This is a genomic window from Nonomuraea sp. NEAU-A123, assembly GCF_018603905.1.
Lineage (GTDB): Bacteria > Actinomycetota > Actinomycetes > Streptosporangiales > Streptosporangiaceae > Nonomuraea.
Genome location: NZ_JAHFZZ010000021.1, coordinates 150537 through 166356 on the forward strand (window position 1 = coordinate 150537; position 15820 = coordinate 166356).

Annotated in this window: 15 protein-coding genes; 5 read left to right on the top strand and 10 right to left on the bottom strand. The window is 69.0% G+C overall.

From position 1 onward, the window contains the following. The first annotated feature begins 20 nt into the window (after nucleotides 1–20). Nucleotides 21–371: a hypothetical protein gene (locus tag KLK06_RS44965; RefSeq protein ID WP_214641861.1), complete on the top strand. Its 351-nt coding sequence runs from the start codon at nucleotides 21–23 to the stop codon at nucleotides 369–371. Here the strand turns inward: KLK06_RS44965 and KLK06_RS44970 are convergent. The 8 genes from KLK06_RS44970 to KLK06_RS62680 form a co-directional block, all read right to left on the bottom strand. Continuing rightward, entirely contained in the window at nucleotides 301–903 is a 603-nt protein-coding gene (locus tag KLK06_RS44970; RefSeq protein ID WP_214641862.1) for a TetR/AcrR family transcriptional regulator, read from the bottom strand. The two genes, KLK06_RS44965 and KLK06_RS44970, sit on opposite strands and share 71 nt — an antisense overlap. A gap of 361 nt (nucleotides 904–1264) precedes the next feature. Beyond that, nucleotides 1265–1561, bottom strand: coding sequence for a WXG100 family type VII secretion target (locus tag KLK06_RS44975; RefSeq protein ID WP_214641863.1), 297 nt, complete (start codon nucleotides 1559–1561; stop codon nucleotides 1265–1267). Between the two features lie 26 nt (nucleotides 1562–1587). After that, nucleotides 1588–1911 (bottom strand): WXG100 family type VII secretion target, encoded by a 324-nt coding sequence (locus KLK06_RS44980; protein WP_214641864.1) that lies wholly within the window; start codon nucleotides 1909–1911, stop codon nucleotides 1588–1590. A gap of 277 nt (nucleotides 1912–2188) precedes the next feature. Beyond that, complete coding sequence (locus KLK06_RS44985; RefSeq protein ID WP_214641865.1) at nucleotides 2189–2830, bottom strand: heme oxygenase (biliverdin-producing); 642 nt, start codon at nucleotides 2828–2830, stop codon at nucleotides 2189–2191. A 102-nt stretch (nucleotides 2831–2932) separates the two neighbouring features. After that, nucleotides 2933–3796 carry an alpha/beta hydrolase gene (locus tag KLK06_RS44990; RefSeq protein WP_214641866.1) on the bottom strand — a complete coding sequence of 288 codons (864 nt, stop codon included), beginning with the start codon at nucleotides 3794–3796 and terminating at the stop codon, nucleotides 2933–2935. A gap of 285 nt (nucleotides 3797–4081) precedes the next feature. Further along, entirely contained in the window at nucleotides 4082–5440 is a 1359-nt protein-coding gene (locus KLK06_RS44995; protein WP_214641867.1) for a phenylacetate--CoA ligase family protein, read from the bottom strand. A 157-nt stretch (nucleotides 5441–5597) separates the two neighbouring features. Continuing rightward, nucleotides 5598–6254: a response regulator transcription factor gene (locus tag KLK06_RS45000; protein ID WP_214641868.1), complete on the bottom strand. Its 657-nt coding sequence runs from the start codon at nucleotides 6252–6254 to the stop codon at nucleotides 5598–5600. Continuing rightward, a complete protein-coding gene (locus KLK06_RS62680) occupies nucleotides 6251–7519 on the bottom strand; it encodes a sensor histidine kinase (RefSeq protein ID WP_214641869.1) in 1269 nt (422 codons plus the stop codon). The genes KLK06_RS45000 and KLK06_RS62680 overlap by 4 nt, the downstream gene beginning before the upstream one ends. A 169-nt stretch (nucleotides 7520–7688) precedes the next feature. Between KLK06_RS62680 and lon the strand changes: the two genes are divergently transcribed. Further along, complete coding sequence (gene lon / locus KLK06_RS45010; RefSeq protein WP_214641870.1) at nucleotides 7689–10049, top strand: endopeptidase La; 2361 nt, start codon at nucleotides 7689–7691, stop codon at nucleotides 10047–10049. A 105-nt stretch (nucleotides 10050–10154) separates the two neighbouring features. Next, nucleotides 10155–11282 (top strand): Fic family protein, encoded by a 1128-nt coding sequence (locus KLK06_RS45015; RefSeq protein WP_214641871.1) that lies wholly within the window; start codon nucleotides 10155–10157, stop codon nucleotides 11280–11282. A gap of 121 nt (nucleotides 11283–11403) precedes the next feature. Here KLK06_RS45015 and KLK06_RS45020 read toward each other — a convergent pair whose 3' ends face one another. Beyond that, a complete protein-coding gene (locus KLK06_RS45020; protein ID WP_214641872.1) occupies nucleotides 11404–12414 on the bottom strand; it encodes an alcohol dehydrogenase catalytic domain-containing protein in 1011 nt (336 codons plus the stop codon). 249 nt (nucleotides 12415–12663) lie between these two features. Next, nucleotides 12664–13092, bottom strand: coding sequence for a MarR family transcriptional regulator (locus KLK06_RS45025; protein WP_214641873.1), 429 nt, complete (start codon nucleotides 13090–13092; stop codon nucleotides 12664–12666). Between the two features lie 109 nt (nucleotides 13093–13201). Between KLK06_RS45025 and KLK06_RS62685 the strand changes: the two genes are divergently transcribed. Next, entirely contained in the window at nucleotides 13202–14389 is a 1188-nt protein-coding gene (locus tag KLK06_RS62685) for an FUSC family protein (protein WP_214641874.1), read from the top strand. Further along, complete coding sequence (locus KLK06_RS45035) at nucleotides 14373–15665, top strand: alpha-amylase family glycosyl hydrolase (RefSeq protein WP_214641875.1); 1293 nt, start codon at nucleotides 14373–14375, stop codon at nucleotides 15663–15665. Before KLK06_RS62685 ends, KLK06_RS45035 begins: the two co-directional genes overlap by 17 nt. The last annotated feature ends 155 nt before the right edge of the window (nucleotides 15666–15820 follow it).

Here is a 15820-nt window from a genome sequence, read left to right on the forward strand (position 1 = left end):
TCCCCCCGACAAGAGGAGCAATGTTGTCCATCTATGAACATCTCCTGTCCTTCTACGACTTACCGGTCTGCGATCGGGAGTCCGTGCGGGAACTGCCCGCCGACGCCGCCTGGCGCATCACCGGAATGTCGCCCTACGGAGACTCGGGCGCGCCCTCGCTCAAGGAAGACCTCGACGACCTGCTGAGCCGGGTCGACGGCACGCGCATCCGCGCGATCGTGGTCGGCCAGTGGGGGCCGGACTACGACGCCCCGGCGGAGGTCGCGGTCGAGGCGCTGGCCGGGGCCGCCGACCGGCTATTCACGGTGCGGCGTTGCCCAGGGCCCTCAGTACGAAGCCCGTCACCAGTTCCCCCGCCGTTTCGACGGTGACTGCGCCGCTGATCAGGGGCACTCGCTCCGCGCCGATCACCGCGAGGATCATGCGGGCCGTCGCCTCGACGTCGAGTATCTGGAAAGCGGCTGATTCGATCCCGCTCTCCAGGATCTCCACGAGGATGCGCTGCATGGGCGCCACGTGTTCGGCGAGCTGCTGGTAGGCGTCGGGACCGAGCGCGGCGCCGAGGTCGGCCGCTCCCGGATGCGGGTGCGCCAGCAGGCCGGTCAGCTGCAGCCGGACGAACACGCGCAGCCGGTCGGCGGGAGACGCCTCTGCCGGCAACTCCCGCTCGTAGCTTTCGATGAAGTAGCTGGTGACCCGCTCGGTGAAGGCCAGCAGCAGGGCGGCCTTGTCCGGATAGTAGTTGTAGAGGACGGTCCGGGTGATCACGGCCTCGTTCGCCACGTCCGTCATCGAGATGGCGTCGATCCCCTGCACCCTCGACAGGCGGGCGACGGCCTGCAGAATGCGATCACGCGTCTGGGCTCGGTGCTCACCGATCGTGGCGGCGGAGATGCGGGGCATGCGTCCATGGTAGGCCGGGGCCCGAAGGCCAGCTGCTCATCCTGCTATAAGCCGACGTTTGCGCAGGTGGGTTGATGCGGGTTGGCTGATACGGCCTGCGGGCCAAGCCGGACGGCACGGTCGGCCGCGTGCGCCGGACGGCAGGGTCGGCCGCGTGCGCCGGACGGCAGGGTCGGCCGTGTGCGCCGGACGGCCGTGTGCGCCGGACGGCAGGGTCGGCCGCGTACGGCACAGTCGTTCGTTCGGCCACGCGTTCGGCCTGCGCGAGCGGCCTGCGCGAGCAGTCGTTCGGGCAGGCAGGCGGTCGTTCGGGCGGGCGCGTGCGGCGGCTCGCTGGGCGAGGTCGAGCCGCCGATCGCGGTCAGGTGCCCCAGCGGCGGACGTTGGCCTGCTCGGCGTCCCGCATGATCCCGGTGGCGTCGTGCAAGGCCGGGCCGAAGCGTTGCATGGTGTCACCCATCGTCACCACGGCCTCGCTCCAGTTGCGCTTGGCCTCCAGGTAGACGCCCTTCGCGGAGCCGTCCCAGGTCTCCAGGATCTTCAGGTCGTTCTCCAGGTCGGTCAGCTCGCCGACCAGGCTGCCGTACGCTCGGCCCAGTTCGGCCGCGATCTCCTCCATCTGGTCGAAATTAGCGAGAATGATGTCCGGGTTGCCCATGGCCACCCCTCCTTAGCAGTCGGTGTTCAGAGCTTGCCGCCGTTGAGCGCGGCCATGAGGTTCTGGGTGACGGCCTGCGTGGAGGTGCTGGCCTCCTCGTACTCGATCCCCGAGCCCTTGAGGTTCTCGGCGATCAGGTGGAGGGCGTCGATGACCTTCTTGAACTGCGGGTTCCACTCGTTGAGAACCTGCGCGTAGACGGTCGCCGACTCGCCCTTCCACGCGCCACCGAGCTGCTCGGGGATCTGGAGCAGCCTGCTGTGGATCTGGGTGATGTGCTCGTGCGCGGTCAGCGCGCGCGTGGCCGCGTCCTGCTGACTTCCTTGCTGGTACGTGGTCGGCTGCGTCACGGTTCGCCTTCCGATGCGGTGCGGTCAGGCGTGAATAACGCGCCTGAAACGTGCGGGAATTTCGTGCGACGCGAGCAAATATAAGTGCGCACGCGGCGGCGAAGCCACGATTTCAATTTTCCTGTAAATGTTGGCGAATGCGCGTACTTCGCGACCCGGCATGCGGCGGACCAGCGTCAACGCCCGTGTCGGCAGTACAGGAAAGAGGGCGATATTCGAAATGCGCGCCGATCGGTCAGTGGCGGCGCGGCCACTCGTATTTCACCGGCAGAGCGTCCTATGCGGCGGCCTTGATCACGTGGAGCAGCTCGCCGAGCACCTCGGTGTTGAGCTGGTAGGCCAGCTTGACCTCGCCGATCATGCGCTGCTGCTCCCGCTCGCCGAATGGCAGCGCGTCCAGGCGGGAGCGATATTCGTTCTTGAATCGGGGCAGGCTGCCGACCTCGTCGAACAGATAGAAGTCGACCCCGCCGCCCTTCTGATAGCCGTAGATCTTCTGCAGCTCCATCCGGATGAACTGCCCGCCAGACAGGTCGCCCATGTAGCGGGTGTAGTGGTGGGCGATGTAGCCGCCCGGCCAGTCGGCCACCTGCTCGATCCGCGCCACCAGGGTTCGGGTCGCCTTCGAGGGGGCGATCCGGTCACGCCAGCCGGCCCCGTAGACGGTCTGCAGGTCACGCTCCAGCGCCGGCTCCCGATAGAGCTCCGGGAAGACGAACCGCCCGGCCACCGGGTGGTCGACCAGCGTCTTGGCGGCGCCGTCGAGAGCGAGGTAGGCGAAGTAGTGCTGGGCGACGAGCTCGCCGTAGTCCTGCTCGCTCAACCGGCCGCTCATCAGCTCTTTGAGGTAGCTCTCGTCCTCGGCCGACTCGTGGTCGCCCCAGGTGGCGTTCTTCAAGGTCTCGGAGAACGACGTCACGCTTCACCCCAATGTGTGGCCGGTCTTTCATGACAAAGTGTCACAAACCCTGGATGGGCACGTCAAGTTGATGACGACACACTGTCATTAAACCCGACCCTGTCATGCTGGTGCGGCAGCCACCACGTCGCCGGGGCGGCCTAAGGCGATCAACGTGAGATTGCGTAGCGACGGCGTGCCGGGTGCGAAGTAGTCACTGTGCCCGCCGGGACCGACCTCAAACACCCGCGCCCCGTACCCAGGACTCAACGCGTCGGCCCCGAAACCGAGCGGCCCAAGCTTCACCTTCGGCACGAACCGGATCCAATCGCTCCCACCCACACCCGCCCACACCCTGGTGGCAGCTGGCGTGGCGGCAGACGGCGTGGGGTCGGATGGCCTGCGGTCGAGCAACGTGCGGTCGAGCAGTGTGGGGTTGGACGGAGTGGGGTCGGACGGTATGGGGTTGGGCAGCGTACGGTCGGACGGTGTGCGGTCTGATGGTGCGTCGATTCCGGGACTTCCGAACAGCGCCATATCGGCCACGGGTAGGTCCGGCCTGGCCTTGGCGCACACCACGGACCCATAGCTGTGGCACAGCAAGGCGATCGGCGCGGATGTCCGTGCGTGCAACTCCGTGACGGTACGGCGAAGGGCCTTCGCTCCCTCTACGGCCGCCGAGTCCGTGATGGCGCCCAGGCTCCACGTTGGCGGCGCGTCGTAGCCGAGCCAAGCGACCACGGCCAGTCGCTCGCCGTGGCCCACCTTGGTGGCCTCGGCCAGCAGCGCCCGGGCCGCGCCGCCGGGCCGCTTCGTGCTCGCCTCGAAGGTGGCCACCGTGGTGTCGGCACCCGGCACGACGATGGCGACCCGATCGGCGGTGGCCAGGTCGCCGTAGACCTTCACGAGTCGGCCACTGTGCTGGCTGGGCAGTGCCAGGACCGCGCCGAACGCGAGACTTCCGGCGAGCGTGAGCATTCTGAGCATGATCAGAAGCTACGGAAGGGAGGGGGTCGACGGCGTCACCGCAGGGGCTGAATTCTCCGGTAGTACCTGGGGGTGACACGGCGGCTGGCAAGTACCTGGGGGTCACGCAGCGGCGGGCAAGTACCTGGGGAGGACGCAGTCGTCGGCAAAATACCTGTCGGTGACCGGCCGAAGTCAAATACCTGGCGATGGCACAGCCGTAGGCGAATGCCTGGGGGTGGCAGGGCCTTCGTCAGGCACCTGGCGGTGACAGAGCCTTTGGCAGGTACCTGGCGGACCGGGTGGTCATCGTGTGTAGCGGTGCTTGGCGCCGGGGGGAAAGTACTCAGGATCGCCCAGTCCCCGGAGCCGGATGAACGGTGCCTGTCGAGCCAAAGGCACATAGGCCGCGAACTCGCTGTTGAGCCGGAGCAACTGCGCCAGGATCGACTCGCCCACGAGCCGGGCCGTCTCCTCCGACGGCTTCTCGCCGGGCATCAGCTCCACCGTCACCGTGAGATTCCGGTCGCGCCGGTCGTCCTCCACCGCCTCCATGACGAACTTCCCGGTGACCAGCGAACTGACCGCCGGCTGCTGCAGTCCGACGGAGATGTTCTCCGGGAACACGTTCGCTCCGTAGTAGGACACGGTGAAGTGGCTGCGCCCGAACACGTACACGAACGGCCGGGAGGGACCGGTCGCCGACGGCTCGAAGCCGCACTTCCGTAGGAAGCGGAGCATCCGCTCGAACGGCACGATTCCGCCCTCGTCGGCGATGTGATACCGGACCAGCGGAATGCCGTTGTCGCCCGAGAACACCAGCGTGCCCTCATGCTCCTCGAAGAAGCGGACCTCGGGGTCGTACTGGACGAGGGTCGGCAGCCGCGACTCGCCGAACAGTTCCCTCGCCGCCCCGGGACGTCCGGCCAGGAACCGGCGGATCTCCACGGAGAGGGGAGTCTCGTTGCCCAGCACCCCCGCGTCGGCCGTGCCGTACAGGGAGGCGATGCCGCGCACCGGGTCGGTGATGCCCGCCTTGTCCGCCACGAGCGTGCGCCACTCCTCGCTGAACACTTCGCCGGCCGTGACGAGCTTGACGTTCCACCTGGTCCAGGGCAGCCCAGCGTCGATGACGTCCTTGAGGAAGGGCGGATAGCCGAGCAGCACCACTTGGTCGAAGTGCGGGGCCAGTTGCGGGATGACGCGAAGGATCTCCCGCTTGTCGTTGCCGGGGGCGACCACGGTGATCGGGTAGCCGCGCTCGGCCAGATGACGGCAGCAGGCCAGGGTGAACAGCCCGCCCACCCAGGTGCCAAGCGCGAAACAGACCACGGCGAGCGTCCTGCGCTCCTGGGCCTGGAACGAGTCCCGGAACACCTCCTCGAACCGCGACGCGATCACCCGCTCGTCGGCGACGGAACGCGGCCAGAACGACGGCGTGCCCGTCGAGCCGGACGAGACCGCGATCATGTCGCCGATCACGCCGTCGCGGCAGAGCCGGGGGAGCGGGTGGCGGTTGAGGTAGCCGTCCTTGGTGAGCAGCGGCAACCGCGCGAAGTCGGACATGGTGGAGACTTGGCCCGGGTCGACGCCATGCTCGGCGAGGAACTCCCCGTATGCGGGCACCGACGCGACCACCTGACGGAAAAGCGCAAGCGGATCCATTTCTCAGACGGTAGGTCCTGTTTCCTGTCCACGCACGGGTCACCCGCGTGCCGCAAAAGAGGGCGCTCACTCGCCCGCGCCCACTGACCCGGTCGCGCACGCGGCCACCCGCCTGTCCTTGAAGAGGCCACTCAATAAAGCGGCCGTTCGTATGCGGTCAATCGCCCGGTCGTACCAGCCCGGTCTCGTACGCGTAGACGATCGCCTGGGCCCTGTCGCGCAGCCCCAGCTTCATCAGCACCCGCCCCACATGCGTCTTGACCGTCTGCTCCGCCACCACCAGCTTCACCGCGATCTCCTGGTTGGACATTGCCTGCGCGACCAGCGCGAGCACCTCGGTCTCGCGCTCGGTCAGCTCCGCCAGCCGCCGCACCGTCGGCGCCCGAGGCGCGCCCAGCCGGGCGAACTCGTGGATCAGCCGCTTGGTGACCGCCGGGGCGATGAGCGCGTCGCCCGCCGCGACCACCCGCACCGCCTCGGCGAGCTGGACGGCCGAGGCGTCCTTGAGCAGGAAGCCGCTCGCCCCCGCCCGCAGCGCCTCATAGACGTAGTCGTCGAGGTCGAAGGTGGTCAGGATGAGCACCTTCGGGCCGTCGTCCGACGACAGGAGCCGTCTGGTCGCCTCCAGCCCGTCCATGACCGGCATGCGGACGTCCATGAGCACCACGTCGGGCCGCAGCTCGGCCGCCTGTCGTAACGCCTCCTCGCCGTTGGCCGCCTCGCCCACCACCTCGATGTCGGCCTGCGTGCTCAGGAACACCGTGAACCCGGTGCGCACCATCCCCTGGTCGTCCGCGATCAGGACCCGGATCACGTCGTCTCCTCCGTTGCCGCTACCGCGATCGGCAGCGTGGCGGTCACCTGGAAACCGCCGCCGTCGACCGGTCCCGCCTCTAACGTGCCGCCGAGCAGCGCCGCCCGTTCGCGCATGCCCACCAGCCCCTGCCCGGCTCCCTCGGCGCCGCCCGGCGCGGTGCCGCCGCCGTTGGCGACGCGCAGCCGTAAGGCGTCGCCGTCATGCTCGACGGCGATCGTGACCGTGGCGCCGGGCGAGTGCCGCATCGCGTTGCTCAGCGACTCCTGCACGATCCGGTACGCCGACAGGCCCACGGCGGGCGGCAGCGGCCCGAGCGGCTCCGGTCGCCCGACCAGCACGGTGAGCCCGGCGGCGCGGGCGTTGGACACGAGCTCGTCGAGCCGGTCGAGGCCGGGCTGCGGCGCGGTGTCGGTGCGGCCGTCCTGGTCGCGCAGCACGCCGAGCACCTGGCGCAGCTCGGCGATGGCCTCCAGGGACAGGCTGCGGATCTCGGCCAGGCCCGCCTCCAGCAGGGCGGGATCGCCGGCCGCCTTGACCGGCACGGCCTCGGCCTGGATGGCGATCACCGACATGTGGTGGGCGACCACGTCGTGCAGCTCCCGCGCGATCCTGGCCCGCTCTTCGAGCACGGCCTGAGCGCCTTCGGCGAGCCGCGAGCGCCGTTCCTCCTCGGCGAGCCTGGTCGTGGCGTTACGGCGTACGCGCACGTTGTAGCCGAACAGCAGGGAGACCGTCACCATGATCGTGACGAGGACCATCGAGTCGGGATGGACGATCCACGCGGTCAAGACGCTGATCACCCACACGGCGACGGTGATCCGACGGTCGCCGCGCACGGCAACCGAGTAGGTCACCAACAGGTACATCACCGCCAGCCCGACCGTGTAGGGCGGATAGCTGGTGCCGACCGTCTGCGTCACCCAGAACGCGAACGGCAACTGGACCATGGCCACCCGCCAGGCGCCCAGCGGCCACCGATCGCGCAGCGCCACGGGCAGGGAGAGAGCGGCGGAGGCGAGAGAGAGCAGCGAGTCGTCGACTGGCAGCTTGGCGCCGCCGTTCCAGTTGACGAGCTGGGAGAACGTGGTGGCGAACAGGAAATAGGCCACCAGGATGTCCGCCACCTGGACCAGGTCGACATGGCCGGCCAGCGGCTGCCAGCGGGGCAGCCGGAAACGCAGCCAGCGCGATCGGGGCGGCGGCGGGTCCGCGTCGCCCTGGAACAGCGCCAGCGCGAAGGGCCGCACCACTGCCGAGAACACGCGATCACCCTACGGGGGCGGGGCCGGGCGGGCATCAACCCTGGGTCGTCATCCTCAGGTATGACTGGCTTACATGATTACGATCGCCGTGAGCGAACATCGGCAACCCTGGGAACAATCAGAGGCTCTAATGACTTGAGTCGGTATAACTCAACCCTTTGGAGTTCGTATGAGTGAGAGCTTGATCCTCCCGGTCCTGCCGCTGGACGACGAGGTCGTCCTGCCGGGCATGGTGGTTCCGCTGGACCTGTCCGACTCCGAGGTGCGGGCGGCCATAGACGCGGCCCAGGCATCTGGTGGCAACAAGCCGCGGGTCCTCCTCGTTCCCCGGATCGACGGCCGTTATGGCGCGGTCGGCGTGCAGGCTGTTGTCGAGCAGGTCGGGAGGCTGCCCGGTGGCGAGCCCGCCGCTGTGGTGCGTGGCGTCAACCGGGTTCGCGTGGGCACCGGCACGACCGGCCCCGGCGCCGCCCTTTGGGTGGAGGCCATCGTGATCGAGGCCGTTTCCGCCGGCGAGCGCGCCCAGGAGCTGGCCAAGGAGTACAAGGCCCTGGCCACCACGATCCTGCAGAAGCGCGGCGCCTGGCAGGTGGTCGACCAGGTCAACCAGATCGACGACCCTTCGGTGCTGGCCGACAGCTCCGGCTACACGCCTTGGCTGACGACGGCCCAGAAGGTCGAGCTGCTGGAGGCCGCCGACCCGGCCGACCGGCTGGCCAGGCTGGTCGAGTGGTCGCGCGAGCACCTCGCCGAGCTGGACGTGGCCGAGACGATCCGCAAGGACGTCCAGGAGGGCATGGACAAGCAGCAGCGTGAGTTCCTGCTGCGCCAGCAGCTCGCCGCGGTCCGGAAGGAGCTCAAGGAGCTCAACGGCGACTCCACCGAGACCGAAGAAGAGGACTACCGGGCCCGCGTCGAGGCGGCCGACCTGCCGGAGAAGGTGCGCGAGGCCGCGCTCAAGGAGGTCGACAAGCTGGAGCGTACGTCCGACCAGTCTCCCGAGACCGGCTGGATCCGTACCTGGCTCGACACCGTCCTCGACCTCCCGTGGAACGAGCGGACCGAGGACAACTACGACATCACCGGCGCCCGTGAGGTGCTGGACGCCGACCACACCGGCCTCGCCGACGTGAAGGACCGCGTCATCGAGCACCTGGCCGTGCGTAAGCGCCGTCAGGACAAGGGCCTGGGCGTAGTGGGCGGCCGCCGCAGCGGCGCCGTACTCGCGCTCGCCGGTCCTCCCGGAGTGGGCAAGACGTCGCTGGGCGAGTCCATCGCGCGGGCGATGGGCCGCAAGTTCGTCCGCGTCGCGCTCGGCGGCGTCCGCGACGAGGCGGAGATCCGCGGTCACCGGCGCACCTACGTCGGCGCGCTGCCCGGCCGCATCGTTCGCGCCATCCGCGAGGCCGGGTCGATGAACCCGGTCGTCCTGCTCGACGAGGTCGACAAGGTCGGCGCCGACTACCGCGGCGACCCGACGGCGGCCCTGCTCGAGGTGCTCGACCCCGCGCAGAACCACACGTTCCGCGACCACTACCTCGAGGTCGAGCTGGACCTGTCCGACGTGCTGTTCCTGGCGACGGCCAACGTTCTGGAGGCCATCCCCGGGCCGCTGCTCGACCGCATGGAGATCGTGACGCTCGACGGCTACACCGAGGACGAGAAGGTGGCGATCGCCCGTGACCACCTGCTGCCCCGGCAGCTCGACCTCGCCGGACTGACCGCCGACGAGGTGCGCGTCGAGGACGCGGCGCTGCGCAGGCTGGCCGCCGAATACACCCGGGAGGCCGGCGTACGGTCCCTGGAGCGCTCGGTCGCCCGCATCCTGCGCAAGGTCACGGCCAAGAACGAGCTGCCCGTCACGGTCGGCGAGGACGACCTGGTCGGCTACATCGGCCGCCCCAGGTTCGTGCCGGAGTCGTCGCTGCCCGAGGCCACCCAGCGCACCTCGGTGCCCGGCGTGGCGACGGGCCTGGCGGTCACCGGCGCGGGCGGCGACGTCCTCTACGTCGAGGCGTCCCTGGCCGAGCCGGAGACCGGCGAGACCGGGCTCACGCTGACCGGCCAGCTCGGTGACGTGATGAAGGAGTCGGCCCGGATCGCGCTCTCCTACCTGCGCTCGCACGGCGCGGAGCTGGAGCTGCCGATCACCGCGTTCAAGGACCGCTCGGTCCACGTCCACTTCCCCGCGGGTGCCGTGCCCAAGGACGGCCCCTCGGCGGGCGTGACGCTGACGACCGCGCTGGCCTCGCTCCTGTCCGGTCGTACGGTACGCAGTGACGTGGCCATGACCGGTGAGATCTCGCTCACCGGGCGGGTGCTGCCGATCGGCGGCGTCAAGCAGAAGCTGCTGGCGGCGCACCGGGCGGGCATCACCACGGTCCTCATCCCGGCCCGCAACGAGCCGGACCTGGACGACGTGCCCGAGGAGGTGCGCAACGAGCTGACGATCCACCCGGTCAGCGACGTACGCGAGGTCCTCGACATCGCCCTGTCCCCGGCCCAGGTCGCCTCCCCGGTCGCGGCCTGACCGACCATCTGCCCCGCTGTACTCCGGTACGGCGGGGCTTTTGGTGTTTTAGGCGAATCATCCGTTCGTTTGACTGAATGATTTGCTCATGCTTTTCTGGGGCTCATGTTGTACGGGACGCCCGCGCTGGAAGCCGCCGACAAGGCGGTGCTCGCGGAGATCGAGGACATGCGGCGGGACCTGAAGTATCGGCTGGCCGAGACGCATCGCTGGGATGGTCAGCTACGCAGGCAGTTGCGGGCGCGGGCGATCCAGGGGTCCAACTCGATCGAGGGTTACCGGGCCAGCGTGGAGGACATCGAGTCGATCATGGCGGGGGAGGAGCCGCTGGAGACGTCGGTGCCGGTGGCGCGGGAGATCGCGGGATATCAGCAGGCGCTGACCTATATCCAGGTGCTTTCGCGGGCGTCGGCGTTCCGGTTCGACGTGGGGCTGCTTCATGGGCTCAACTTCATGGTCATCGGTCACCACCGCGACAAGTCGCCGGGCGCGATCCGGCCCGGCGGCATCTACATCCGCGACTCCGACTCGGGTGCCGTGGTCTATGAGGGACCCGACGCCGACCTGGTGCCTGGCCTCCTGGACGAGCTGGTCGGGTGGCTCAACGAGGGCGATCGGGACTGCCCGAGCTATGTCCGGGCGGCGATGGCCCACTTCAACCTGGTCAAGATCCACCCTTGGCGCGACGGCAACGGCCGGATGTCCCGCGCCCTCCAGACGCTGGTCCTGGGCAGGGAGCAGATCATGCTGCCCGAGTTCTCCTCCATCGAGGAGTGGCTCGGCCGGCAGCGCACCACCATCGAGTATTACGACGTGCTCGGCCTGGTGGGCGGCCGGCAGTGGGGTCCGCACGGGGACACCCTGCCGTGGGTGCGCTTCTGCCTGAAAGCTCATCACATGCAGGCCCAGCGGGTGAGCCAGCGGCTCGCCGAGGCCGGAGAAATCTGGATGTTGCTGGAGGAGCAGGTCGACGCCGACGGTCTCAACAGCCGGAGCGTCTCCGCTCTCTACGAGGTGTTCGTGAACAGGCGCCTGCGCAGGAGCCGCTACCAGGCCGACGAGGGGCTCAGCCAGGGCCAGGCCGCGCGCGACCTGCGCGACCTCGCGGCCAAGGGCTGGCTTCAGCCGTACGGCGAGACCAAGGGCCGCTTCTACGCCCCAGGCCCGCGCATGGCCAGGATCAAGGCCGACTTCGCCGAACGCGTCACTCCACTGCGCGACCCCTACCGGTAGGAGTTGTACGAGTACGTCTAACTGCTCTCCTTCGGCGTTGCGGGTGCGGTGCCGGTCATTTCCCCGGATCGGGGGGAGAGAGTGCCGGGTTTGACGTACGCGCCCGGGAGGCTCGGTGGGGTCAGGGGATGGTGACGAGAACGGTGCCGGACTTTCCCGGGCGGACCGCGTGCTCAACGGCCTGTGCGATCTCGGCGATGTCGTACTGGGCTGCCACGTCGAATGCCTCGGCTGCCCCACGGGCGATGAGCTGGGCGGCGGTGGCCAGGTCGTTGGCGCGCTGCTCGGCGGAGACGGTCTGCGCCCAGCGGAGGACGGTCAGGCCCCGCAGCCCGAGGCTCGCACCAAGGAGGTCCCCGGCGTGGACCGGGATGGGCTCCTCGGCGAGGACGCCGTAGGTGATCAGGGTTCCGCCGGGCGAGAGCAACTGCAGGAGGTCTCCGGCCAGCGTGCCGCCCACGGGATCGACCGCGGCAGGAACCGGCCGTGCCCCGATGTGCTCGCGGATCTCTTCCTTCCACGTGGGCTGAGCGGTGGAGACCACGGGAACGCCCGGGTAGCGCTTCCGCAGTGTCTGGGCGCCGGCGTCGCTGCGGACGATGTTGATGTGCTGGATCGCGTGGTACTGGGCGATAGCGGACAGCAGGCGGCCGATGTTGGAGCCGGCGGCGGTCTGCAGGAAGACGCCGTTGTAGCCGACCGTGGCGTGTTTTTCGAGTTCGCGCCGCAACATGATCACGGTGATGGGATTGGCCAGCATCTGGGCGGCGATGCTGTCGGGAACATCGTCACTCACAGGGACGACGAACTCGGCCGGCACGAGGACGTATTCGCTCCAGGCGCCGGGGTGGGGGAAGAAGGACACGCGCGCTCCGGTGGTGACTCCGGAAGCTGTGGGGGTGTCGGGTCCAACCGCCTCGACGATGCCGGTGGCCTCGATGCCGGGAGTGAGGTACGCGGTCTGTGAGGGGTACGGGCCCTGGATGGCGAGTAGGTCGCCGATATGGATCGGGAAGGCGTGCACCCGCACCAGTACCTGGCCCGCCCCAGGTGGTCCGGGGGCGTCGACCTCCGCGACGGAGAGAACGTCCGCAGGGTCTCCGGACTGCCTGTAGATCACCTTGCGTGCCATGTCCATTGCTCCCCGTTGTAACGTGACGGCCGAACCACGCCTCAGCGACTCGATCGCCCGCTCCCCGGGCCTGGCACAATCCGACTGCCTCATGGCTTCCACCTGGGCCGGATGATTTCAGCTTGCCCGCATGAGAACGAGTTACGTCAGCCTCGCCACTTCCACACCGGTGAAATTGAACCGCTTTACCTGTCGCATGCAGGCCGAGGTGAGGCCTTTGAGGGTGTTGTTGAGCTGACCGCATCCCGGCTACGCGTGCAGTTGGTCCAGCAAGTCGGCTGCCACGGCCAGGATCCGGCACTCCGCCGGGGTGAGTCGCTGGGCCATCGCCTGGGCCAGCCACAGGTCCGTGGTGCCGGCCCGTTCGGTGAGCATCGCGGTGCCCTGTTCGGTGAGGACGATGTGGTGCCGGCGGCGGTCGTCTTCGTCGCGTGAGCGGCGGATCAGGCCCTGCTCGTCCAGCGCGGCGAGGACGCGGGTGACGGACTGCGGTTGCAGGTGTTCGGCCGATGCCAGCTCTCCTGCGGTCATGGCGCCGCGTCGGTGCAGGTGGCCGAGCAGGGAGAGGGCCAGGGCGCCGAGGCCGTGTGCGGGGCGCTCGTCGCGCAGGCGCCGGGCCAGGCTGACGGCGGCCCGGCGGAGTGTTACGGCTGTGGCTCGAAGTTCCTCGTCGTCCATAATTATTACGGTAGCACTTACTAAATGTCCGGCCATCCACGATGTTAGGGCGTTATTTCATACGCAATGCGTAGGAAGGTGGTAGGGTCCGGCGTCGGGAGGTGCCGACGTGGGGATCGAGACGCGACGTATGATCGCCGCCGCGCTGGGGCTGGGCGGGCCGGTCGCGTGGGGCGTCGCCTCCGGGCATCCGGCCCTCGGCACGCTGGCCGCCATCGGCGCCCTCGCCGTAAGCGGCGTGTCCATGGACGCCCCGCCCACGCGTGGCGTGTCCATGGCTGTCGCGCCCGCTGATGGCGTCTCTACGGGTACCACGCCCGCCGGGAGCGTCTCCGGGGCCGCCGCGCCCGTCGATGGTGTGGTCGCAAAGGGTGCGTCCTTGGTGGCGGGGCTGGTGCGGGGCGGTTACGCGGTGGCGGTCACGACCGCGGCGGGGCTCGTCGGTGCCGTCGTCGGCGGGCATGGCTGGATCGCGGCGGTCACCATCGTGCTCGTCGCGGCCGTGGTGGCGGTGGTCGGCGGGATCAGCCGTCCCATGGCCGAGCACACCACGCGCTTCATCGTCTTCATGGTCATCTCGACCGGCCTGGCCAAGCACGCCGCTCCTGTCGCAGCCGCCGTACTGTTCGCCGAAGGGGCGATCTGGGGTCTGCTGGTCACCGCCCTGTGCACCCACACGAAGCAACCACGAGCGAAGCAACCACGAACGAAACAACCACGCCTCGGCACTCGCCGCACAGAGCCCGCCGCCGTACCGCCGGCGAACCCCGCACCCACCAAGCGAGCGCTTCTGCGCCGCTGGTGGCGGACGCTCGGCACCGTGCGCGGCTGGCAGTACCCCATCCGCCTGACCGCCTGCCTGGCCGCCGCCGAGATCATCGGCCTGGTGTGGCCGCAGCCGACCGCCTCGTGGATCGCCGTCACCGTCGTGATCGTCGTCAGGCGGCAACTGGACGGTGCGTTGCGGCGGGCGGTCGAGCGGGCCGCGGGCACCGGCGCCGGAGTGGTGGCGGGGTCCGCCGTACTGTTGTGGGTGCCGGCGCCGTGGCTGTTCGTGCTGCTCGTCGCCGGGCTGGCCGCGGTCAGGCCGGTACTCAAGGATCGCGACTACACCCTGTACGCGACCGTCATGACGCCGCTCGTCCTGCTGCTCATGGAGGGCGGCGGACGCGTGGCCCCCGCCACGATCGGGTACCGGCTGGCCGACACGGCCATCGGGTGCGTGCTGGCTCTGGGACTGGGATACCTACCCTGGGCAGTACGCCGAGAGAGGAGCACACGTGCCATCGTGGACTGACCATGCGATCTGGTGGCAGGTCTACCCGCTCGGCTTCACCGGGGCCCCGGCCACCGCTCAACCGGAGGTGCGGCACCGGCTGCGCCACCTAGAGGCGTGGCTGGACTACGCCGTGGAACTGGGCTGTTCGGGGCTCCAGCTCGGCCCGATCTTCGCGTCCGAGACCCACGGCTACGACACCGTCGATCATTTCAGGATCGACCCCCGCCTCGGTGACGACGCCGACTTCGACTCCCTCGTCGCCGAGGCGCGGCGACGCGGGCTGCGGATCGTCCTCGACGGCGTGTTCAACCACGTCGGGCGGTCGTTCCAGGCGGACGAGCGGTGGTTCAGGAGGGGGTCCGAGGGTTACGAGGTGTTCGAGGGGCATCACGGGCTCGTCGCGCTCGACCACACCGAACCCGCCGTGCGGCACCACGTCGCCGCCGTACTGAACCACTGGCTCGACCGTGGCGCGGCGGGCTGGCGGCTCGACGCCGCCTATGCCGTACCGGCGTCGTTCTGGCGGGAGGTCCTGCCCGAGGTGCGGGCGCGGCACCCGGAGGCGTGGTTCGGGGGCGAGGTGATTCACGGCGACTATGCCAAATATGTCGCCGAGTCGGGACTCGACTCCGTCACCCAGTACGAGCTGTGGAAGGCCATCTGGAGCTCGCTCAACGACCGGAACCTCTTCGAACTCGCCTGGGCCCTCGACCGCCACGACGGGCTGCTGGACACCTTCGTCCCCCTCACGTTCGTCGGGAACCACGACGTCACCAGGATCGCCACCCGGCTTGAGAACCCTCAGCACCTCGGCCACGCCCTGGCCGTGCTGTTCACGGTCGGCGGCCTGCCGAGCGTCTATTACGGGGACGAGCAGGCGTTCCAAGGGCTGAAGGAAGAGCGGGCGGGCGGTGACGACGCGATCAGGCCGGCGTTCCCCGCGGAGCCAGGCGGCCTCGCCCCGGACGGGACCGAGGTCTACCGGCTGCACCAGCGGCTCATCGGCCTGCGCCGGCGTCACCCGTGGCTGGTCAGAGCCCACACCACCGCCGAACACCTGACCAACACGGCCGTGGCCCTCCGCTCCCGGCCCCGCGACGGTGGCGGAACGGAGATCGTCACTCTGCTGAACCTCGGCGACGAGCCGCACCGGTTCCCGATCGGCCAGGTCAACGACGTGGCCGAGCCGCAGCATGGCGTGACCGACCCGGCCGTCGTTCCGGCGCACGGCTGGAGCATCGTGATCCAAGTCACCGAGGAGATAGGGAATAGCGGGAAGTCGGGTAGCCGTTAACAATGGCGTGAACGAGGCATACACGACAGACCAGAACGCCGGTAGCGGCGCCAGGTGTTGCTGTATGGGGCGAATGTCCGCCATGGACTGTCAGAACCGATAACCAGACGTCCCCGCCTCGAAGGTCACCCATGATTTCTCCCAGTTTTGTGCTG